The sequence below is a fragment of the Paenibacillus glacialis genome, assembly GCF_001637205.1.
GTDB lineage: Bacteria > Bacillota > Bacilli > Paenibacillales > Paenibacillaceae > Paenibacillus_AQ > Paenibacillus_AQ glacialis.
On record NZ_LVJH01000048.1, the window covers coordinates 88,105 to 112,065 of the forward strand.

At 38.9% G+C, this 23,961-nt stretch carries 7 protein-coding genes and 1 pseudogene; all 8 read left to right on the plus strand.

The window, feature by feature from the left end; genetic code table 11:
* Positions 1-5: 5 nt before the first annotated feature.
* Positions 6-7,775 (plus strand): non-ribosomal peptide synthetase, encoded by a 7,770-nt coding sequence (locus PGLA_RS19955; RefSeq protein ID WP_068536226.1) that lies wholly within the window; start codon positions 6-8, stop codon positions 7,773-7,775.
* Positions 7,776-7,798: 23 nt separating this feature from the next.
* Positions 7,799-18,832, plus strand: a complete 11,034-nt coding sequence (locus PGLA_RS19960; RefSeq protein ID WP_068536228.1) for a non-ribosomal peptide synthetase — start codon at positions 7,799-7,801, stop codon at positions 18,830-18,832.
* Positions 18,829-20,145 carry an MFS transporter gene (locus tag PGLA_RS19965; RefSeq protein ID WP_068536229.1) on the plus strand — a complete coding sequence of 439 codons (1,317 nt, stop codon included), beginning with the start codon at positions 18,829-18,831 and terminating at the stop codon, positions 20,143-20,145. Before PGLA_RS19960 ends, PGLA_RS19965 begins: the two co-directional genes overlap by 4 nt.
* Before the next feature lie 24 nt (positions 20,146-20,169).
* On the plus strand, positions 20,170-21,438 hold the full coding sequence (gene ectB / locus PGLA_RS19970; protein WP_068536230.1) for a diaminobutyrate--2-oxoglutarate transaminase: 1,269 nt from the start codon (positions 20,170-20,172) through the stop codon (positions 21,436-21,438).
* Positions 21,439-21,522: 84 nt separating this feature from the next.
* Positions 21,523-22,125 carry a pentapeptide repeat-containing protein gene (locus PGLA_RS19975; protein WP_084411318.1) on the plus strand — a complete coding sequence of 201 codons (603 nt, stop codon included), beginning with the start codon at positions 21,523-21,525 and terminating at the stop codon, positions 22,123-22,125.
* 16 nt (positions 22,126-22,141) lie between these two features.
* A complete protein-coding gene (locus PGLA_RS19980) occupies positions 22,142-22,705 on the plus strand; it encodes a GrpB family protein (protein ID WP_068536232.1) in 564 nt (187 codons plus the stop codon).
* The gene (locus PGLA_RS19985) at positions 22,698-23,411 is read left to right on the plus strand and encodes a class I SAM-dependent methyltransferase (protein ID WP_068536233.1); all 714 of its coding nucleotides are present in this window, start codon (positions 22,698-22,700) and stop codon (positions 23,409-23,411) included. The genes PGLA_RS19980 and PGLA_RS19985 overlap by 8 nt, the downstream gene beginning before the upstream one ends.
* 196 nt (positions 23,412-23,607) lie before the next feature.
* Positions 23,608-23,952: pseudogene (locus tag PGLA_RS19990) on the plus strand (HIT family protein); the annotation flags it as partial.
* Positions 23,953-23,961 lie beyond the last annotated feature (9 nt).

A 23,961-nucleotide genomic window follows, 5' to 3' on the forward strand; every position in this document is an offset into this window, starting at 1 on the left:
ACTAAGTGAGCAATCCTGAAATTGAGAAAATATACCCATTAACGCCAACACAAGAAGGGATCCTGTTCCATTCCCTATTGGAACCCAGTTCCGAAGCGTACTCTGAGTATATTTCATTCACAATAAAGGGGGATATCCAATCCCCTTTAATGGTACAAAGTTTTACCAAATTGATCGAACGTTATGACGTCCTAAGAACGGTGTTTATCTACACAGATGTAGATCAACCTCTACAAATCGTATTGGAAGATAGTGAACCGCATATACACGTTGAAGATATATCTGCTCATAGTGATGAGGAACAGATACGTTTGATAGAGGCATATAAATTGCAGGATCAGGATAAAGGTTTCGATCTGGAGACGGGACCCTTAATTCGGATGGCTATGTTTAGAGTGAATAAACAAATCTATAAAGTGATCTGGAGATTTCATCATATTATTATGGATGGCTGGTGTCTTGGTATTCTGGCACGTGATTTATTTCAAATATATGAATCCTTGGCGGGGTACAATCGATTACAACTTGATGCTCTCTATCCTTACAGCGACTATATTCAATGGCTAGGTGAACAGGATCAAGATGTAGCTATACAATATTGGAGGAATTATTTAGAGGATTACGAACTGCGGGCAGTTATCCCATCCACTAAAGGGGCAATACTGGCTGACGGATTTGATCACCGAAAATATCATTTCAAATGGGATTCTGAGACTACCAGTAGGCTTCAAAAGATTGCTATAGACAATCAGGTTACGGTAAGTACGATCTTTCATGCGATTTGGGGTATTTTGTTACAACAATATAATCATAGTGAAGATGTTGTCTTCGGTTCGGTAGTATCGGGAAGACCTCCTGAATTACCTGGGGTTGAGAACATGGTCGGTTTATTTATTAATACGATTCCGTTACGAGTAAAAGCCGATACAAGTACTACCTTTAAAGAGCTACTGGGTGAGGTACATGATTCAATTCTAGAGGCGAACAAGTATAACTATGTTTCATTAGCAGAAATTCAGTCTGGAACTGTACTCAAGAATAACCTTATTAACCATATCATTGTGTTTGAGAATTATCCGATGGACAAGGTTATTGACGGCGATGAAGAACATCTTGTTTCAATGATTGATAGTGAAATGATAGAACACACAAATTATGATCTGGATGTTACTGTATTTCCAGAGCGTGAGCTTGAAGTATTATTCACATATAACGGATTCATTTATGATGAGGAATTCCTTCGAAACGTAGAAGGTCATTTGAAACGAATTGTAACGACAGTATTAGAAGATGTAAATGTTAGAGTACTTGACATTGAAATGATCACTGTAGAAGAGAAACAAACGATATTATCTGATTTTAATCAGACAGATAAAGCTTATCTATTCGACAAGCCTGTTCATCAACTAATAGAAGAGCAAGCACGTAAATGCCCACATAAAATTGCGCTGATCTATAAAGATGAGAAAATGACCTACGAACAGTTAAATCGCAATGCGAATTGGCTTGCGAGAATATTTATGGAACGCGGATTGCGGCACGGTGATTTCGCAGCGGTAATGCTGGAACGCTCACCCATCATGGTCGAGAGTATTTTGGCAATATGGAAAGTTGGTGCGGCCTATATACCGGTGGATGTCCATTACCCAGAAGAAAGGAAAGCAGGTATCATAGCCGATTCGGATGCTAGGATCGTAATTACTGTATCAGAATATGTAGAAGAAGGACTGTGTGCACAGGATCTGAAAAGGTTCGTAGAGGTGGATAACCTCATCTATCCATCAGATGAAACTTCTTGTACGAATGTAAGTCATAAGGTATCTATTAACGATCTGGCATATACTCTGTTCACCTCAGGGTCTACTGGCAAACCTAAAGGTGTAATGATTGAACATCTTGGCATGTTAAATCATATATGGGCTGAAGCTGATGATCTAGGATTGTCAGAGAATATCGTGTTTGCACAAACGGCAAATCATTGCTTTGATATTTCTGTATGGCAGTTTTTCGGTGCCTTAGTGCTTGGTGGAACAACAGTGATTTATTCAGATGATCTTATTCTTGCACCGAAGCTGTTTCTCAACCAAGTTATCAGTGATCATGTGACATTACTGGAAGTAGTACCTTCATATTTGACAATCTTGCTAGATTTGATTGAGGAACAGTCTATTCAATTCCATCGATTGCAACATTTAATCATTACCGGTGAAGCTGCTACCCCTGCACTTGTAAAACGCTGGTTTACACTTTGTCCAAATATTAAGATGGTGAATGCTTATGGACCGGCGGAAGCTTCAGATGATATTTGTCAATACGTTATGGATCATGTACCAGCATATTTGGAGCAAATCCCGGTTGGGAAACCTCTTGCTAATATTCAGATGTATGTCGTGAATGCTCAAATGCATTTGTGTCCAATTGGAGTAATAGGTGAAATTTGTGTGGCAGGAATTGCAGTTGGAAGAGGTTACCTTAATGATCCGGAGCGAACGGAAAAGGTCTTTATGGAGGATCCATTTGTGTTACAGTCGGGTGTAAGATTGTACAAAACAGGAGATCTAGGAAGATGGCTACCGGACGGGAACATCGAATTTATAGGTCGCAAAGATCATCAGGTTAAAATTAGAGGTTTCCGCATTGAACTAGGTGAGATCGAGCATCGGTTAACCGAGTACGATCAGGTTCGAGAGGCAGTAGTTATCGTTAAAGAAGAGAATGGGAAGGGGAAATATCTATGTGCATATTACACAGCGAATATAGATATTAAACCTTCCGATATCAAGGCTAATTTATATACTTGTATGCCAGAATATATGGTTCCCCAAGTCTTGGTACAACTAGAGAATATGCCGCTTAATGCAAATGGGAAGATCAACCGCAGTCAATTACCTGATCTTGTTCACGACCGATCGGATACACCCTTTGTACTCGCTAGCAATGAGATAGAAAAAGTGCTGGTTTCCATTTGGAGTGAAGTTTTAGGCGTGGAGAAAGTGAGTATTGCAGCAAACTTTTTTGAATTAGGTGGTCATTCACTGAAAGCGACTATTCTGGTTTCTAAAATAAATGGGGAGCTTAGCGTAGATGTGAAGGTGAAAGATGTTTTTCAATTTCCAACTATTGTTGAGTTGGCACATCGAATTCAAGGATTAAGCGAATATACGTCAACAAAGATTTCACCCGTTGAGATAAATGACTATTACCCAGTGAGCCCCGCACAAAGAAGAATGTTTGTTTTACACACGTTAGAAGAGTTGGGATCAACTGCTTATAATATGCCGTTTGCATATCGTGTTCAAGGTAATTTGGATATTGAATACTTTAGGCATATGATTACGAAGTTCATCGAACGTCATGAGGGATTTAGGACATCGTTTCAAGTGATTGATGGGGAGATTGTACAGATTATTCATCCAGTGGTGGAATGTAAGCTAGAGATTATAGATATGCGAGATACTTCTGATGATGAAATAAATCAAAGGGTGTTCTCGTTTATTCAACCATTCGATTTAGAGGCACCTCCATTATTGAGATTTCAGCTGCTTCATACCAGCGAACAAGCATATATTCTACTCATTGACATGCATCATATCATTTCGGATGGATTGTCAGGTGCCATTATGTTGCGTGAGTTAGAACAGTTATATCAAGGTGAATTACTGACCCCACTTGAGATTCAGTATAAGGATTTCGCAGTGTGGTTGAACGAACGGCTTACTAGTGAAGAGATGAAAGAACATGAGGCATATTGGTTAGAGCACTTTAGTGGTGATCTACCTGTGCTCAACATGCCACTTGATTATAGAAGGCCGCCTTTGCAGAGCTTTAAGGGGCATACATTGCATTTCACGATAGAATCCCAACTTGCCAAAGCTATCAGGGCACTTGTCAGTGGATCAAGGGTTACCTTATATTCGGTGTTACTTGCGGCATATAACGTCGTGTTAATGAAATATTCAGGACAAGAGGACATCATTGTAGGCTCACCGATAGCAGGCAGAAATCATCAAGATGTGCAACAGATGTTGGGTATGTTTATTAACACTGTTGCACTTCGCAACTTTCCAGATCGTAATAAGACGTTTCATCAATTTGTCCAAGAAGTTTCCGATCATACACTTTCAGCTATTGAACATCAGGATCTACCATTTGAGCGATTAGTGGAACTGCTTGATGTTGCCAGAGATACAAGTCGCAATCCACTGTTTGACACCATGTTCAATTTGACAGATATCGAGGAAGAGGAAATTCATATGGGTGAAATGCTAATGACACCATACGAGCTTAATAATAATATTGCTAAATTTGATCTTATGCTTGATATATACACAGATACTTCGGAGATCAAATTTGATTTGCAGTATAATATTGACTTATTTACCTTAGACACCGCGGAGAAATTCGGGCTCCATTTCATAGAGATTTTGAATAAAGCCACTGCTAATCCCGATCTCCTGTTAGTGGAGCTGGATATGTTCACGTCTAATGAACATAAGGAAATGATTGATTTATGTACAGGAAGAGTAGCTGATTACGACTTTAGCCGAACGGTGCATGAACGGTTTGAACAGTTCACTGTGGAAAGACCAAGTCAAGCCGCAGTCCTGTATGGGGGCAAAGAGATTACATATGCAGAGCTGAATGCACAAGCGAATCGAATGGGTCATTATCTCCGTAGACAGTTAGGCACTTTTCAACCAGATACGGTTGTAGCTGTTATGCTTGATCGTTCGCCTCCTTTTATTCAAAGTGTGCTTGGTGTGTGGAAGGCAGGCGGAGCTTACGTTCCTATCGATATTGAGTATGGTATAAAGCGCAAATCAGGTATATTAAAAGATTCAGGCGCTCAAGTGTTAATTACGCGATCTGAATATTTGAAGGATGGATTGGATACTGAATACGGTGCTCTAATCATATGTCTTGATCTGATTGAATCTGAATTATTGGAAGAAAATGATGAGAATCTAGTTGTTAAGTCTGATATAAATAGTCTAGCTTATATATTATTTACCTCAGGATCGACAGGCAAACCTAAAGGTGTAATGATCGAACATCTCGGCATGCTGAATCATATTTTGGCAGAAGCAGATGAACTAGGGTTGGATGGAAATCTCGTCTTTGCTCAAAATGCAAATATTTGTTTTGACATTTCAGTCTGGCAATGTTTCGGAGCACTCGCACTTGGAGGTACAACAACAATTTATCCAAATGACCTTGTGATGGAAGTGGAACGATTTATACACAGGGTGTCAGAGGATAAAGTTACGCTTTTAGAAGTCGTTCCATCCTATCTAGCGGTTATGTTAGATGCTATGGAGAAAACAAAGATAAAGTTACCTTTTCTGCGTTATCTTATGATTACGGGAGAAACGATAAAGACCGATTTGGCTCAGAGATGGCTGGAACTACACCCTCTCATTAAAATCATTAATGCCTATGGTCCAGCGGAGGCTTCTGACGATATAAGTCAGTATGTTATTGACAACATTCCAACGGGGATGGATAACATTCCAATCGGTAAGCCTATTGCCAATGTAAATCTCTATGTGACAGATGAACAGATGAAATTATGTCCAGTTGGGGTATTCGGGGAAATTTGCGTATCAGGTATCGGCGTAGGTAGAGGATATATTAATGATTCTGAAAGAACGTCTCAGTCGTTCATAAATAATCCTTTTGCTAAGGAAGATGACAGGAATAATCGTCTTTATAAAACGGGAGATTTAGGACGATGGCTTCCTGATGGGAATTTGGAGTTTATCGGGCGTAAAGATTTTCAAGTTAAAATTAGGGGATTTCGTATTGAGCTTGAGGAGATTGAAGTTAGTATTTCACAATATCCGAATATACAGCAAACGGTGGTTCTAGCACGGGAAGATGAGTTGGGCAGTAAATATTTATGTGCTTATGTGGTCATGGAATCATTGGATGCTGCTTCTGAAGATGTCTATCTTCGGGCACTCAAGGAGCATCTAGAGAGTACACTTCCCAACTATATGGTGCCTGCTTATTTCATTCCACTAGATCACATGCCTCTATTAATTAGCGGAAAGATTGATAGAGCAGCTTTACCAGTACCCAATCTAAATACTGTCTGTAAAGCGGATTATATTCCGCCTCGAAATGAAGTAGAGCAATTATTAGCAGAGATTTGGGAAGAGGTTCTTAGTGTCACACAAGTTGGTATCGACCATAATTTCTTTGAACTTGGAGGCGACTCGATCAAGGCAATTCAGATTTCCTCTAAATTAAGTGGTCATGGTTATTCATTAAGAATGAAAGATCTGTTCCAAAATCCGGAGATCAGAAAATTGGCCAAGTACGTTCAATTAGATCACCGAGAAGTTGACCAGAGTCCAGTTAAAGGAAATGTTGAACTTACACCCATACAACAATGGTTCTTTGAATGTGACTTCTCACCTGTTAATCACTGGAACCAAGCTGTTATTTTATACAAAAAAGACGGTTTTGATGTAGAAGTATTGTCTAGTGTATGGAAATACATGGTCAGTCATCACGATGCATTACGAATGGTTTATAAGCGAGAAGAGGATAAATGGACGCAGCATAATGAAGGGCTTAACGATACTATAGAGCATTCATGGTTTGATTTGTTCGTAACAACAGTGCCAGATGGGGACGAAGGGCGGATAGAAATGTCCAGAGACATCGACCATCTTCATGGAAGTATCGATTTGGCAAAAGGACCTTTGGTCAAATTGGGATTGTACAAGACGAGTGATGGTGACCATTTGGCGATTATTATTCACCATCTCGTGATGGATGGTATTTCTTGGCGCATTTTGTTTGAGGACTTAACGTTGGCCTACAATCAGGCGATGAATGGTGAATTAATTACACTACCCGCCAAGACAGATTCTTTCCAAACGTGGGCAAAAGGGTTAAGGGAATATGCTAATAGCAAAGCTATGAGAAAGGAATTCGAATATTGGAATAAAGTAGAGAGCCTAGAAGTAAAGACGCTACCCAAGTCCAACTATTCACAAGATTCGATTAAAGTCCTAGACAATCTGACGTATAGTTTCCATTTATCGAAGATTGAAACAGATCATTTGTTAGGGAAAGTACATGGTGCATACAGTACAGAAATCAATGATATTCTCCTCACTGCCTTAGGGAGAGCTGTATCGCAGTGGACAGGTGAAGAGAAAGTATTAGTCTGTCTTGAGGGACATGGTAGAGAAGAAATAATCAAAAATATGAATATTAGTAGAACCGTGGGTTGGTTTACTTCTGTGTATCCGGTTGTGTTAGATATGCTGAATTCACAGGATATGTCCTACCATATTAAGTCGGTCAAAGAAAACATAAGACGGATTCCCAATAAAGGAATTGGGTATGGGCTGTTAAGGTATCTCGCAACTGAAGAGATCCGTGAGAATATAAAGTTTAACCTTGAACCTGAGATTAAATTCAACTATTTGGGGCAGTTCGATACGGATGTGAATACAGACGTATTTAGCATTTCTGATGTTCCTTATGGACAAACAGTAAGCCCAGATGCTAATAGAGAAATTGCTTTAAATATAGGTGGACTCGTAGAAGAAGGTAGATTGATGATATTTATCGAGTACAGCCTTCAGGAATATACAGAAGAAGAAATCACGAAGTTTGGAGATTATTTCAAAAATCAACTGGCTGATGTGATTCTCCACTGTATGGAGAAAGATGTGAAAGAGATAACTCCATCTGATGTAGGAACAGATCTGTCCAATGAGGAATTAGAAGCCATAATGTCGTTTTATAACCATTAAATAATGTTCAGGGAGAGATGGTCATGAACAAAAAACGATCCATTGCTGGGGTATATAACCTAACTCCAATGCAAGAGGGGATGCTGTTTCATTCTTATTTGAATTCAGATTCCCCTGCTTACTTTGAACAATTCTCTTGTACAGTCTCGGGGAAACTTGATGTTCAATTACTAGAAGATAGCTTTAACGTACTAATCCAGAAATACGATGTGTTAAGGATGAATTTTCTTCATGAAAATATGAAGAATCCTAAGCAAATTGTGTTCAAAGAACGGAAAATGGCTGTCTCTTATGAGGACATAGCTCACATGAATACGTATGATCAGGATCAATATATTAGAAATTCAATTGTTACAGATCAGAAAAAGGGGTTTGACTTAGCCAAGGATATGTTACTTCGGGCAACTGTATTGCAGGTAAATCCATACACATATAAGTTGATTTGGAGTTATCATCACATCATTCTAGATGGATGGTGCTTAAAAAACATTGTGCAAGAATTGTTTGAAGTGTACAAAACGTTAAATTTGGACTTGCCTTTGGAACTCGATGAAGCGCCACCTTTTTCCAATTATATTCAATGGTTAGATCAGCAGGATCGTGAAGAAGCACACAAATACTGGTCGGATTATTTGCAGGAGTATGATTCAGAGATTAAACTCCCGTCTCTTGGTCATCGGAGAAATAGCGTGGGTAAGGAAAGAACAGACTCAGTAACAATTCCAGGGAACCATCAAGAGGATCGAAACTACGTGGTACATGAAGAAACAGTTATTAAGCTGGAGCAACTTGCGAAATCTCATCAAGTAACACTTAACACGGTATTACAGTCCGCATGGGCATTGTTAATGGGGCGATATAATCGAACAGAAGATGTTGTCTTCGGTTCAGTCACATCGGGTCGACCTGCTGAAGTGGAAGGAATAGACCAAATGATAGGGTTATTCATTAACACGGTCCCCTTGAGAATTACATTTCACGGACAACAATCGTTTGCTTCATTAATTCAACAAGTTCAACAAACCTCCTTAGAAACGCAAAACTACGATTTTTACCCACTCGCAGAAATACAGTCCTTATCATCTAAGAAGCAAACATTGATCAATCATATCTATGCTTTTCAAAATTATCCTGTAAGTGCTGAAGTACTAGATAAATCCGAAGATCCCTTTAGTATTAGTGATCTTGAGGATTTTGAGCAGACGCACTATGATTTCAACCTTATCATGATGCCAAACGATGGTTTGCAGGTAAAATTTAAATATAACGCTAGCATTTATGATCATGTGATGATGGACCGTTTGTTTCAACACTACCAGCAAGTGTTAAACGCAGTCAGTCAAGATGCAGAAGTGCTGATAAGAGATATTGCTATTGTCACAATCGAAGAGCATAAGCAAATCCTTCATGAATTTAACGATACGCAATCTGAGTATCCGAAAGATCAGACGATCCTTCAATTGTTCGATATCCAAGTAAAAGACAACTCTGAACAGATCGCCATTGTATATAAGGATGTTAGCGTCTCCTATAAGGCATTAAATGATAAAGCAGATCAACTTGCAGCTAGGTTAAGACAAAGAGGTGTCGGACCAGATCAGGTTGTTGGGATCATAGGTGACCGTTCATTGGACACTGTTGTCGGGATGCTGGGAATATTAAAGGCAGGGGGCGCTTATTTACCCATTGATCCGGAATACCCTACAGACCGAATACAATATATGTTACACGATAGTAAGACACAATGGGTGGTTACTCCAAGATGTTATGCGGACCGAATCGTAAACGGTGCTGAGATGATCATCATGGATGCTGATGAGAGAGATGGAGAAGTTCGATCTGCTTCGCAACATCCTTTTCCAACACTAACTTCATCTAACTTGGCTTACGTCATGTATACATCTGGTTCAACAGGTCGACCTAAAGGGGTTATGGTCGAACATCAAAACGTAGTGCGGCTAGTCAGAAATACGAATTATATTCCCTTTAATAAAGGGGATCGTATTTTACAAACGGGAGCTCCTGTATTTGACGCATGTACTTTCGAAATATGGGGTGCATTATTAAATGGGTTAGAATTATATATTGTCGATAAGGAATTGATACTGGATCCATTAAAGTTAGAGGAAGCATTACGTGAGTATCATATTACAACGATGTGGTTAACTTCCCCACTCTTTAATCAATTGGCCCAGGAACAACCAGATCTGTTTCAGTCACTCCGTTATTTGATCGTTGGGGGGGATGCTCTTTCTCCAAAACATATTCATCGGGTGAAAGAACAGTGTGAAGGATTAACGATCATAAACGGTTATGGTCCAACAGAGAATACAACATTCTCCTGTTGCTATACGATTAATAGAAATGATGAGATGAGCATTCCCATCGGAGGACCGATTGCTCATTCCACCGCCTATATCGTTGATTTATATGGACAATTATGTCCGATTGGCATTCCCGGTGAGCTGTGGGTAGGCGGTGACGGTGTCGCTCGAGGTTATATTAATAATGAAACAATGACTATGGACAAGTTCATTGATAGCCCGTTTGTGACTGGGGAACGTATTTACCGGACTGGAGATGCTGCAAGTTGGCTTCCTGAAGGGACGATTGAATTTGGTGGCAGACTAGATAATCAAGTGAAAATTCGAGGATATAGAATTGAAATTGGGGAGATTGAAGGTCGCATCCAACGTCATGAATTTGTTAAAGAAAGCGTAGTAGTGGTATGGGATAAGGGTGATGGAAATAACGTTTTATGTGCCTATGTGGTATGTGATGGTGAAATTTCCACATCAGAAATAAGAGAATATGTAAAGGGGTATCTTCCTGAATATATGATCCCCTCATATTGGATATTTCTTGACCAACTTCCGCTTAACTCAAATGGCAAAGTTCACCGCCAGGCACTACCTGAACCTGAAGAAAATATCATGTATGAAGGAACATATGTAGAGCCACGTAATGATATAGAGCACAAATTAGCAGATATATGGTGTGAAATTCTAAAAGTGCACACTGTAGGGGTGTATGATCATTTCTTTGATTCAGGTGGTCATTCTTTAAATGCATTAAGGCTAGTCAATGAAATAAAAAAACAATTCCAAATGGAAATAGCGTTGACTGACGTATTTCAGTTCCCTGTGCTAGCAGAGATGGGTTTAAGAATCGCCAAGGGTGAAGAAGCAAGTTATACGGCGATAGAATCAGCTGAGAAGGCTGACTTTCATCCTGTTTCTTCAGCACAAAAACGTTTATTCATCTTAAATGGAATTGCAGATACAAACACCGTATATAATATGCCATTTGTGATACAGATAAAAGGAAAGCTCGATATAGAGCGTTTAGAACAAGCTTTCCAAACGTTGATTTCACGTCATGAGTCGTTACGCACTTCATTTTATTTTCTCAAAGGAAATCCAGTGCAACAAGTGCATGGGAGTGTACCTTTTACCATAGACCACTTAGAGTGCAATCATGAACAGGAAATTGAGACGATTGTCGAGAAATTTGTAATGCCATTTGATTTGGGTTCAGCTCCTTTAATTCGAGTCGGGTTAGCCAAGCGACAGGAAGAACAATATATATTAATTGTGGACATTCATCATATCGTTGCAGATGGTTCTTCCATCGGAGTTATTGTGAAAGAATTCAGTACATTATATAACGATAATAGTGTAAATAGTCTAGAAGCCATACGAATTCACTATAAAGATTATGCGGTTTGGCAGAACAAACAGGTTGGTAATGGTGCTTTGGAACAACAGGAGAACTATTGGGTCAATCAATTCGCAGAAGATCCTCCAGTATTGAATATGCTAACTGACTATCCTAGGCCACAGATTCAAAGTTTCGAAGGGGCTGTTGAATCCCTAGATATCGATGGAGAACTGTTATCTAAGTTAAAGCAGCTAGCAAGTATAACGGGAACAACGTTGTACATGGTATTGCTTGCTGCTTACAGTGTTCTGTTAGCTAAATATACATCCCAGGAAGATATCGTTATTGGTACTCCAACAGCGGGTAGATCTCATGCAGATGTGGATCATATGATCGGCATGTTTATTAATACGTTGGCTATACGTGTAAGACCGCGAACTAAACAGACATTTGCCGCTTTTCTTGAAGAGATGAAGCATACGACATTGAAAGCTTTTGAAAATCAAGAGTATCAATATGAGGATCTAATAGACAAACTAGGATCAAGACGGGACATGAGTCGTAACCCACTATTCGACACGATGTTCACATTACAAAATATAGATATTCAGGAAGTTATCTTAAACGAACTAACGACCGAATCCTATGCATGGGATGGTCATGTCTCTAAATTTGATTTGACACTGACAGTGTTAGAACGTGAACAAGGAATGACGATTGATGCAGAATATGCGACTAAATTATTTAAACCTAGCACGATAGCTAGATTGCTAGAACATTATACGAATATTTTACGTTGCATCGTTGCGAATAGAGAACTCCAACTTGCTGAAATTGAACTAATGTCACTGACGGAGCGTCATCAAGTGCTTGTGGACTTTAATGGGACGCCTACGGAATACGCACGCAATCGTACGGTACATGAATTGTTTGAAGAACAGGTGGAGAGAAGACCTAACAACATCGCAGTTGTATACAAAGATCAGCAATTAACATACAAAGAATTAAATGAACAAGCGAATAGGCTATCTCAATCGTTACGTGTTAAAGGTGTTAAGCCGGGGCAAATTATAGCCATTATGGTTGAGCATTCCATTGAAATGATCGTCAGTGTATTAGCTGTGTTGAAGGCCGGAGGCGCTTATGTTCCCATCGACGTGGAATATCCTTTGGAGCGCATTAATCATATCATCGAGGATAGCCAAACGAGTCTATTACTTACAAGAAGTGCCTTGATTCAGACATTGGATTCGAATGTTCAAGTGATCGATGTAGAAGAAATGATTGGAATGAATCATGAATCTCAGTCATTTCCACCAATGCTCTCGATACCCTCGTCCTCTGATCTGGCCTATATTATATATACTTCGGGTTCAACAGGTAAACCTAAAGGCGTCATGATTGAGCACCATGCCTTGATTAATATGACGCAATGGTTTCAGACGTATTATAAGCTAACAGATTCGGATAAGTGTACGAAATACGCAGGATTTGGTTTTGATGCTTCCGTATGGGAAATCTTCCCTTCATTATTATCAGGTTGTGAACTGCACATTATTCCAGAAGAAATTCGATATGATGTACACCAGTTAGTAGGGTACTACAATAGAAAAGGAATTTCCGTGAGTTTCCTACCTACAGCTGTTTGTGAGCAATTTATCCAGCTCGATAACCACTCCCTTCGTGTATTGATTACTGGAGGAGACAAACTCAGAGTATATAAAGACACGCCGTATGAACTCGTAAATAACTATGGTCCAACAGAGAACACGGTTGTTACTTCAGCATTTAAAGTGAATGAGAAATTCGATAATATCCCAATTGGGAAGCCGATTGACAATGTAAGAGTCTATATTCTGGATCATCATATGAGAATTGTACCTATTGGGACTCCTGGAGAACTTTGTATTGCAGGTGATAGTTTAGCAAGAGGATATGTGAATCAACCTGACTTGACAGCGGACAAATTTATGGAGGACCCTTTCTATCCTGGAGAAAGAATGTACAGAACAGGCGATCTGGCAAGATGGTTGCCAGAAGGGAATTTAGAATATTTAGGTCGTATCGATGAACAAGTGAAAATCCGTGGCTTCCGAATCGAATTGGGAGAGGTTGAAAGTGTGCTTCTAAAGCATGCAGAGATTAAGGAGGCTATTGTTGTAGCCATCGATAACCAAGATCAAGAAAAGGTACTATGTGCATATATCGTGACGCAATGTGAACTTAAGGTGAGGGAATTACGAGGGTATTTAGCTCTAGAATTGCCTGAATATATGATCCCAACTCATTTTATATGGTTAGAGGAATTACCTCTGACAGCGAATGGGAAAGTGAATCGTCACGTGTTACCGCAACCTGATTTCACTTCTGCATCATCAGATAATGATGTTGAGCCGCGTAGCGAAACGGGAAAGAAACTTGCTAGTATTTGGACGGAAGTTCTAAAAGTCTCACCTATTGGAGCCAATAGTCATTTCTTTGAACTTGGAGGACATTCATTAAAGGCTGCCATGCTGACATCTAGTATCAATGAAGCCTTCAACGTACAGCTTACATTAAGTGGCGTATTTCGTAATCCGATACTTGAACAGATGGCGGAGTGGATAGATGCTTTAGAACAAAGCGTCTACACGAGTATTGAACACGCACCGCAAAGCGAGCATTATCCGGTGTCTTCGGCACAGAAACGGCTGTTGATCCTCAACGAGTTGGAAGGAGCGGGTACAGCCTATAATATGCCATTTGTGATGCAATTGACAGGTAAGCTGGATCATACGCGATTACAACATGCTTTCGATGTACTTATTCGCAGACATGCTGCTTTTAGAACTTCGTTCCAGCTTAAAGACGGTGAATTGATACAAATCGTGCATAAGGATGTAGCCTTTAGTATTCATGAGATGGAAATAAGCGATGAGTCGGGCATCATTTCCGATACCATTAAGCAATTTATCGCACCATTTAATTTGAGAAAAGCCCCGTTAATTCGGGTAGGACTAGCCATATTAAACAAGGACAAATATATATTGATGATCGATATGCATCATGTTATTTCGGATGGAGCATCCATCCGTCTGTTAGTAGATGAACTGAGTCATCTATACAGTGTTGGTGAGCTAAGCGCAAACGTACCACAGATTGAGTATAAAGATTATGCAGTCTGGCAGCGTAGAGTACTGCAAAGCGAACGCTTTAGAATTCAAGAGCAATATTGGTTGGATCGTTTCCAAGGGGAAATTCCAGTATTAGCACTCCCCACTGACTATCCTAGGCCACAGATGCAGAGCTTCGAAGGAGATAGTATTTCTGTCACAATTGAGAGGGACTTAAGCTTAAAAATCATAGATTTGGCTGCTAAATCAGGGACTACACTATATATGTTCTTACTTGCAGCATATAACATCCTGCTGTCTAAATACGCAAATCAAGAAGATATTATTGTCGGAACACCATCAGCTGGCAGATCTCAAAAGGAGTTAGAAAATGTCATAGGTATTTTCGTAAATACACTTGCCATTCGCAGTTATCCAGAGGGAACAAAGTGCTTCATAGACTTTCTGGAAGAGGTGAAGGAACATACGATACATGCGTTTGAGAATCAACAGGTTCAGTATGAAGATCTCATCGACAAATTAGATATTCAACGTGATGTAAGTAGGAATCCCCTGTTTGACACAATGTTTGCGGTAGATAATATCGGGGTAGATGAAGTTCAGTTGGACGGACTGCAAATGGAATTGTATCCGTTCGATAACAAATCCTCCAAATTTGATTTAATGGTTACAGCTACAGAAGATAGACTAGGTATCCGGTTAGATGTCGAATATGCCGTTAAGCTTTTCGAGAAAAGTACGATAGAACGTTTTATCGCGCACTATATTCATATTTTAGAAGCTGTGGTAGATAACATGCAAGTGAAGTTATCTCGCATCGGACTGTTACTAGAGGAAGAACATCGTCAGATTATCGAAAACTTCAATGCTACACAAACAACGTATCCTCACCAGACGATACACGAACTATTTGAGGAGCAAGCATCTTATAATGGTGAACGAATTGCTCTTGTATGTAACGATACGGAGCTAACTTATCGGGTGGTCAATGCTAAAGCGAACCAACTTGCTCGAATATTACGAAATAAAGGAATCGGTCCTGATCGGATCGTCGCCATTATTGGTGACCGTACTTTGGAGATGATCATCGGGATGCTAGCTATTCTAAAAGCTGGAGGTGCATATCTTCCGATTGATCCGGATTATCCAATGGATAGGGTTGAGTATTTCCTAAGGAATAGTGGAGCTGAGATTATGCTTGCCCGGAATTGTTATACAGACAGGGGCATCGATGGTGTAGAAGTAATCGTTCTAGATCATGACCTACTAAATGACAAGGATGCACCTAACCTTCATCACGATACCAACCCGAACCATTTAGCTTATGTGATGTATACGTCAGGTTCTACGGGTCTACCCAAGGGTGTAATGATCGAGCATCTTGGCGTTGCACGATTGGTGAAAAACACGAACTATGTACACTTTAGTGAAGAGGATCGTGTATTACAGACGGCAGCTCCGGTATTTGATGTCAGTGTTTTTGATATATGGGGAGCACTTCTGAATGGCGCGCGATTGTATTTAGTAGATAAATTCACTTTGTTGGACCCGGTAAGAGTGGAATCGGTAATACAACAAAATAACATTACGACGTTATGGTTAACATCACCCCTATTTACCCAGTTCGCTCAACAAAAGCCGGATATGTTTCGCACTGTGCGCTACTTAATCGTTGGTGGGGATGTTCTGTCACCTAAACATATTCAACTGGTGAGAGATCACTGCGAACAATTAACAGTCGTTAATGGATACGGACCAACGGAGAATACTTCATTCTCTTGCTGTTACATTATTGAAGAAGCGTTTGAGAAGAGTGTGCCCATTGGACCGCCAATCAGTAATTCAACAGCATATATTGTGGATAGTAATGGTAATTTAAATCCAATTGGTGTACCTGGGGAACTATGGGTTGGAGGAGATGGTGTTGCACGCGGCTATATAAACAATGAAGAATTGACCAGACAGAAATTTATATCCAATCCATTTATAGAAGGTGATCGAGTCTATCGGACAGGGGATGCGGCGAAATGGCTTCCCAACGGTACGATTGAGTATATTGGAAGAATGGACAATCAGGTTAAAATTAGAGGTTTCCGAATTGAAATTGGGGAAATCGAAAATTACCTACTCAGTCATCCATCTGTCAAGGAGGTTGTAATTCTTGTCAAACAGAACGAGGAAACCAATAAATTCCTTTGTGCTTATGTGGTAGCAGAAGATGGTCTAAGCGTAGATGCTGTTAAAGAATATTTAAATCAGCAATTGCCTGAGTATATGATTCCATCCGCATTTGTATTTATGGAACAACTCCCACTGAATGTGAATGGGAAAGTGGATCGTAAAGCGCTACCTGAGCCCGAATATAGTGGAAGCACGTTAGAATATATAGCTCCTAGAAACGAGATAGAGAGTACAATTGTACAGATTTGGTCTGAAATTCTAGGAATCAAGCATGCCAGCGTAAGCATAAATGACAATTTTTTCGAGCTCGGTGGGCATTCATTAAAAGCAATTCAAATGGTATCGAAGCTGATGGAATTCGGATGGGATATGAGTATTAACCAAGTATTTGCACATCAAACACCTGCCGAATTAGCGATTTACGTGACTAAATCAATGCATATTCATCAACATCAGATTACCGATATCCAGAATGCAGAACAGTGGCTTAGCGAGAAAGTACAACGGACATGCAAATGGCAGACTTACCTGGTTGAAAATGAGGAATACGTAGTCCTTCATATTTCTGATCTAGATGAGGTATTGAGGTCTGAAATTGAACTTTTGATTACAGAGCAGCTTGATCATACCATTCAACCGCATTACATCATCGAATCTGTTGCACTTCCAGAAGGTAGGATGGAGCAGGTCATAAGTCGACAAGAATTCAATACGATTCTGAATTTACAGCAAGGACAATCTTCACAATGGGTGGATAGCATACTTGAACCCATAGAGCGAATGCATATGACGTATAGGGACGAAATAATAGGCGGACATGTGGTGAAAGAATATGATATTTCACCTTCTCAAAGATATCACTTTGAGCATAAGGATGTCTCAGGAACGATGGTGCAATGGACTAAAGCCATTCATCCAGAACGTTTACGACAGACATTACAACACATTGTATCGAATGAAGAAGTCATGCGAAGTGTACTGGTTCAAGGAAAGGAACATGAGGATCATTATTGGAGGCTGTATGCGGAACCAGAATATTTAAATCTACCCATGATAGATATTTCGCACTTGGATCCAAATACACAAATCGATGTCCTGAGATTATTAATGGACAAGTTCTTCATTAAACCTTATTTAGATTCTGATTCGATCATGTATCGTGTGCTACTTATCAAGCAGAATGTGAAGAAGTACTTGTTGTTGCTCCCTTTCTCTCATACGATTTTTGATTACATGAGTAATGAGATTCTGCGTAATCAAGTCAATGAATATTATGAGGCCCTGAATCAAGGAAATGTAATTGAGAAGACAAGAGGCGTAACGTTTACAGACTTTATTGATCAAATTAGCAGAGGTCCCAAACGTATATCGGCTACTAAATTCAATGAGTTCTATGATATTGAGAATTTCGGTATTTCTGTGAAAAAAATTGAGGCTAAAATTCAGCGGCACAGTAACGATACGTTGATGACTATCATTAACCACGACATCAAGTTAGATAAGCACTTGAAACATCTGGATGCTGAGGATAAGTGGCAAATGTCGCTGGGTATCTTTGTGAGATTTTTCAGCAAGTACTTTGACATGGAGCAGATACCTATGTGGATGACCCACTTTGGTAGACAGTATGCTGATCAATCATACTTTGATATTGTCGGCGAATGTATTGATTACATTCCACTGTTGCTTGACAGTACCAAGCATATCGATATTCAGTGTGAAATGATAACGCAAAAAATACAGATAGCATCTGATCATAATGTCCATTTTTCAAATCTCTTGTATAATACTTCGGTTGAACCAGCATTCTTAGATGCTAGAAACATACTACTCCAAGCGTTTGAGAAGATGCCTATCAATTTCAATTATCTAGGTGAGCTTAGTGAAGAAGCAGATTTAGATTATTTGGATGCAGAAGGTGTGAATTGTGATAATCCGAATCGTATTCTCTACATGACTTGGCACAAGGGAAATACGATTCATATGACGATGGTTCTACCTTGTGAGGAAGACAAAGATTATATACGAGAGCTGCTAGACGATGTAGCACAAAAACAAATACAGGATTATACTTCGGCACAATTGAAAGGTGTAAACATATGAGGGATTCAAGAAACATTGCTATCTTTAGCTTAAGTCGCTTAATTTCCGAACTTGGAACATCTGTTTTCCGCTTTGCTCTCAGTCTATATATTTTAGATTTAACAGGCTCAGCAAGTATGTTTGCCCTTGTGTTAAGTTTTACGTATATTCCAGGTATATTTGTTAACATTTTTGCAGGGGTGTTTGTCGATCGGAGCAATAAAAAACGAATTATGGTTATTACAGATATACTCAGTGGGGTTTCTATTTTGTTATTGATGCTCATGTTTCAATTCTATCATGATAGCATTATGTTATTTATCGTATATGCAATGGTACTAAGTACACTACAAGCTTTTTTCATGTTAGCGGTGAATGCTTCTATTCCGAATATCGTTGCTGCGGACAAAGTAGCTGCCGTCAACTCGAGTAATCAGAGTATAGGTGCTCTGATCAGCATATTGGGGCCAGTGATTGGGGCTGTAGCATACAGTAAATTTGGTCTAGAGAAGATCTTTTTACTGGATGGAATATCATTTATTCTTTCAGGTTTTCTTAACATGTTATTGATATTTACTGTTAGGAAAGAACATTTAGGTGCACAGAAACCTTATTTGGACAGTTTGAAGGAAGTATACTCTTACATTAAACAACGTACGGCCATTAAGTATCTGTTAACAATATTCGTTATTATTAACTTTATTATTGGACCTGCTATATCTCTGATCCTGCCTTTCATTGTCTATCAGGCACTGAAAATGTCGCCAGAGCAGTTGTCATTTATTGAAGCAGCATTAGCAGTAGGTGTTATCGTTGGAGCTTTGCTCGTTTCGATCCCCAAAATCAATAAGTTCATAACGAACAAAATTTTCATTCTTATTCAGCTTCAAGCGCTAATGATTATGTTGTGGATGTTTCCTAAATGGCCAATCATTGATACGAATGTACACATCGTAATTATGGTTGGATATATGATCGTATTAGCACTTACAGGTGTATTTAATACAATGGGGAATATCCCGATGCTCTCTTATGTACAAATTTATATTCCAGAGCATATGAGAGCTAGTATTTTGGGTGTGGTAAGTACGGTCACAACGATTGCAGTACCTATCGGTATGTGGATATACGGTGCAGCATTGGAAGTCGTTGACTGGTCTTATATCACTGTGATTTCTGGTGCATGTCTTCTTATTGTTGGTATTATTGCCCATCGTAACCACGATCTTAGAGAGTTTTTCAATCAGACTATCGAACCGGAAACGGTTAGAGCGCCGGGAGTGCGTGAAGCTGATATGTATAAAGCAAAGGTCACAATGAAAAGCGAAAACTAAGATTGATGAGGAGATGTAGATTAAATGAAGACATTTGAAATGTTAGAATCCAATGTTAGGTCTTACTGCAGAAGTTTTCCAGTTACTTTTGATAAAGCGAAGGGTGAATTAATGTACACCGAAACAGGAGAAACTTACATTGATTTCTTTGCTGGAGCCGGTGCACTTAATTATGGTCATAACAACGAATTCATGAAATCGAAGATTATGGAATATGTTGCTTCAGATCGAATAATGCACGGATTGGATTTGTATACAACAGCGAAGGAAGAATTTATCGTATCTTTCTCGGAACATATTTTAGAACCTCAATCATTGAACTATAAGCTGCAATTTTGTGGTCCGACGGGAACGAATGCTGTGGAGGCTGCATTAAAACTTGCACGTAAGGTCAAGAATAGAACGGGTATCTTCGCATTTATGGGTGGCTTTCATGGTATGTCACTAGGTAGCATGTCGGTCACCAGTAATAAATCGATACGTGAAAGTGCGGGGATTCCGTTAAATAATGTAACCTTTATTCCTTATGGCGAGTCATTTGAAGGATTGGATACCATTAGATATATGGAACAAATTCTTTGTGATACGCATTCAGGGATCGAAAAACCAGCAGCGATAATATTGGAGACTGTTCAAGCCGAGGGTGGTGTTATTGTAGCTAATATTGATTGGTTACAAAAACTACGGAATTTATGTGATGAATATGATATTTTATTGATCGTAGATGATATCCAAGTAGGATGTGGTAGAACTGGACCGTTCTTTTCATTTGAACGAGCGGGTATTGTGCCTGACATCGTGATTTTGTCCAAATCAATTAGCGGTTATGGGTTACCCATGTCATTACTGTTAATGAAACCAGAATTAGATACGTGGAGTCCAGGAGAACATAATGGGACATTCCGAGGGAATCAGCTCGCTTTTGTTGCGGCCAAAGCTGCTTTAGAACTGAGAATGACAGATAGACTTGAGAATCAAGTGTTAGAAAAAGAAGATTTTCTGAAACATTATTTAAAAAATGACATTCAATCAATAGATCATAATATTCAAATCCGTGGTATTGGTTTGATCTGGGGGATTGATGTATCTCATTTAGGTGAAGCTGTAGCACGTGATATTACTTCTATCTGTTTTAAAAATGGTCTTATTATTGAAAGAGCAGGTCGCAATGATACCGTGATCAAAATTATGCCACCACTGACGATAAGTATGGATAATTTAATGAAGGGCTGTGATATTATCAAAGACAGTTTGAGTAAGGTTTGCGATTCATTAAGCGCTCAAGTTCGATAGATCAATCTAGGAAACCACAAGCATGTTACTTTGCTAGATATAGCATAGTACAACAAGTGGTTTCTTTTTTCGCATGTTCATTTTATGATGATTTATAAGGAAGAGGGTGTAAAGGCTTATTCAGCATTCCAAATTGAGCATGAAAATAAGATTTTGAAACCAGGTATAGCATTTAATCTGGTTAAAGCTATCCTAAAGTTAAATCAATTAGTTGAGGGCAAGAGAAACATGAATTCAAAATTATTGGAGGAAATTATTATGGAACGTTTGGAGATAGTTAATACGACAAAACAATTGGATGTAAAGAATGCAAATCTTGCGGGTTCTAAATTTGAATGTGCTTGTTTAGAAAACGTACATTTACAGAATATCTCATTAGCTGGAACCAAGATCATGGATGCTAACCTAAGTGATTTGGAGATAGATGGTGCACAACTTGGAGGGGCTTATATACATAATATTGGTATGCCTCCTGAAGGACATCCAGGTTATGATCCGACAGCTATACAAAGAGGTCTTCGATTTGAGAATTGTAATTTGGAGAACAGCGAAATCACAAATTGCAATCTTAGTGGGTTAGATATTAATGATTGTGATTTAAATGGTATGAAGATAAACGGAATATTAGTTGTAGATCTGTTGAAACATTATGAAAAAGAACAGAAGTTGAACATGAGGTTAGACTGAAAAAAGGAGTTTTAACATGGAAGAAGTAACGGTTTCTGATTATAATCGAGATTGGATGTTAGATTTTAAACATGAAAAGGAAAAGTTAATATTCACATTAAAGGACGTCATCCAAGGAATTGAACATATTGGAAGCACCGCTGTGCCGGGGCTATCTGCTAAGCCATTGATCGATATGATGATTGGTGTTAGTGACATTGAGGGTGTTACAGAAACTCATAAGGAGTTATTAGCTGCAATTGGTTATGAGTATGTCTATCATAGTCATTTCCCTGAAAGAAGATTCTTTCGTAAGGGACTTTGGCGTGCGGGGACACATCATTTACATATATACAAATATGAGTCAGATCACTGGCATTCTAATCTGTTATTTAGAAACTATTTGATAAATCATCGTGAAGTAGCAAGTGAATACAATGATTTGAAGCTGGAATTAGAAGAAAGGTTTAAGACTGATAGAGTTAAATATACGGAAGCGAAAGGACCTTTTATTGAGTCAACTATAAGGAAAGCAAAATTAGAAATAGAAAGAAACCCAGAAAACATTATATTTAAAAAAAGGAGAATTGAATATGAATAGAATAAAGGATACCAAGGATGTTATTTCAATGCTAGATCATTTGTTCCGTTCACCAGCCCCTTGGTGGAATAAATTTTACGAAGATAAATCAAAAGGTGTTCCATTTTTTATTGATTATCCTGACGAGAATTTAGTGTCATATTTTAACTCAGATAGGTTTAAACCTATCAATGTACTGGAATTGGGATCAGGTAATGGTAGGAATGCTATATACATGACCGAACAAGGTTGTCGAGTTGACGCAGTTGATATATCACAAGAAGCAGTCGAATGGGCAAGAAATAATGCAATCAGTAAGAATGTTTCAGTTAATTTCATCTGTGGCAATGTATTTGAATTAGAGCTGGATGAGACTACGTATGATTTGGTATATGATAGTGGGTTATTACATCATTTAGTACCACATCAAAGATTCAAGTACATAGACATCATTAATCGAGTTCTTAAACCTAACGGATTATTTGGAATCGTATGTTTTGCAGATGGATTTGAAGAAATTAGTGGGGTTCATACCAGAACTGACGAGAGTATTTATAGGGTCTATAGTATGCAAGGTGGAATCGCATATACCCAGGAAGATCTAAGAGAGATATTGTCAGATCACTTTGAGGAAGTTGAAATAAGGCATATGAAAGAATGTAGTAATGACGAGAAACTATTTGGTAAGGGATTTCTATGGGCTAGTCTATGGAAAAGGAAATCGTAGTCTAACAATGCATTCCTTTATCGTCAAATGAATGTAATGAGTTATCATTTAACGATAGAAAGGGGGGGAATAATGAAAAATTGGAAAATTAGATCGTTCGAGGGAATATTATAATTCAGGTAACAAGGTGTTCGCACATCGGGTGGGGATTCAGTGCTAGTTGCACGACTCGTTCAGCTTAATGTGAAAGGACCTAATAAGAGGGTTGGTTATTTTGGCATCCAAAAGGCATTTTAACTGCATGGATGAATTGACTACTGAAGAACAGATTGAATACATCTCATTAATATATAAAATCAGACAAGAACAAAGAACTCGTCTTGGGATTGATAAAGTTTACTATTTCTATAATGAAGATACGACGCATCACTTTCATCTTTGGATGGTTCCTAGATATGAATGGATGGGTCAAATTGGTAATTCGGTTGAGTCACTAAGACCCGTATTATTACATGCAAGAAATCATATGAATGACGAAGAGAATATGGAATCTGTATTGGAAGGCATAACAATTTTAAGAGATGGATTGATAGAGAAGTAGGGTACAGAT

Coding starts and splice junctions, on each gene's coding strand:
- PGLA_RS19960 (WP_068536228.1), top strand. CDS start 7,799: ATGAACAAAAAACGATCCATTGCTGGGGTATATAACCTAACTCCAATG.
- PGLA_RS19965 (WP_068536229.1), top strand. CDS start 18,829: ATGAGGGATTCAAGAAACATTGCTATCTTTAGCTTAAGTCGCTTAATT.
- ectB (WP_068536230.1), top strand. CDS start 20,170: ATGAAGACATTTGAAATGTTAGAATCCAATGTTAGGTCTTACTGCAGA.
- PGLA_RS19975 (WP_084411318.1), top strand. CDS start 21,523: ATGATGATTTATAAGGAAGAGGGTGTAAAGGCTTATTCAGCATTCCAA.
- PGLA_RS19980 (WP_068536232.1), top strand. CDS start 22,142: ATGGAAGAAGTAACGGTTTCTGATTATAATCGAGATTGGATGTTAGAT.
- PGLA_RS19985 (WP_068536233.1), top strand. CDS start 22,698: ATGAATAGAATAAAGGATACCAAGGATGTTATTTCAATGCTAGATCAT.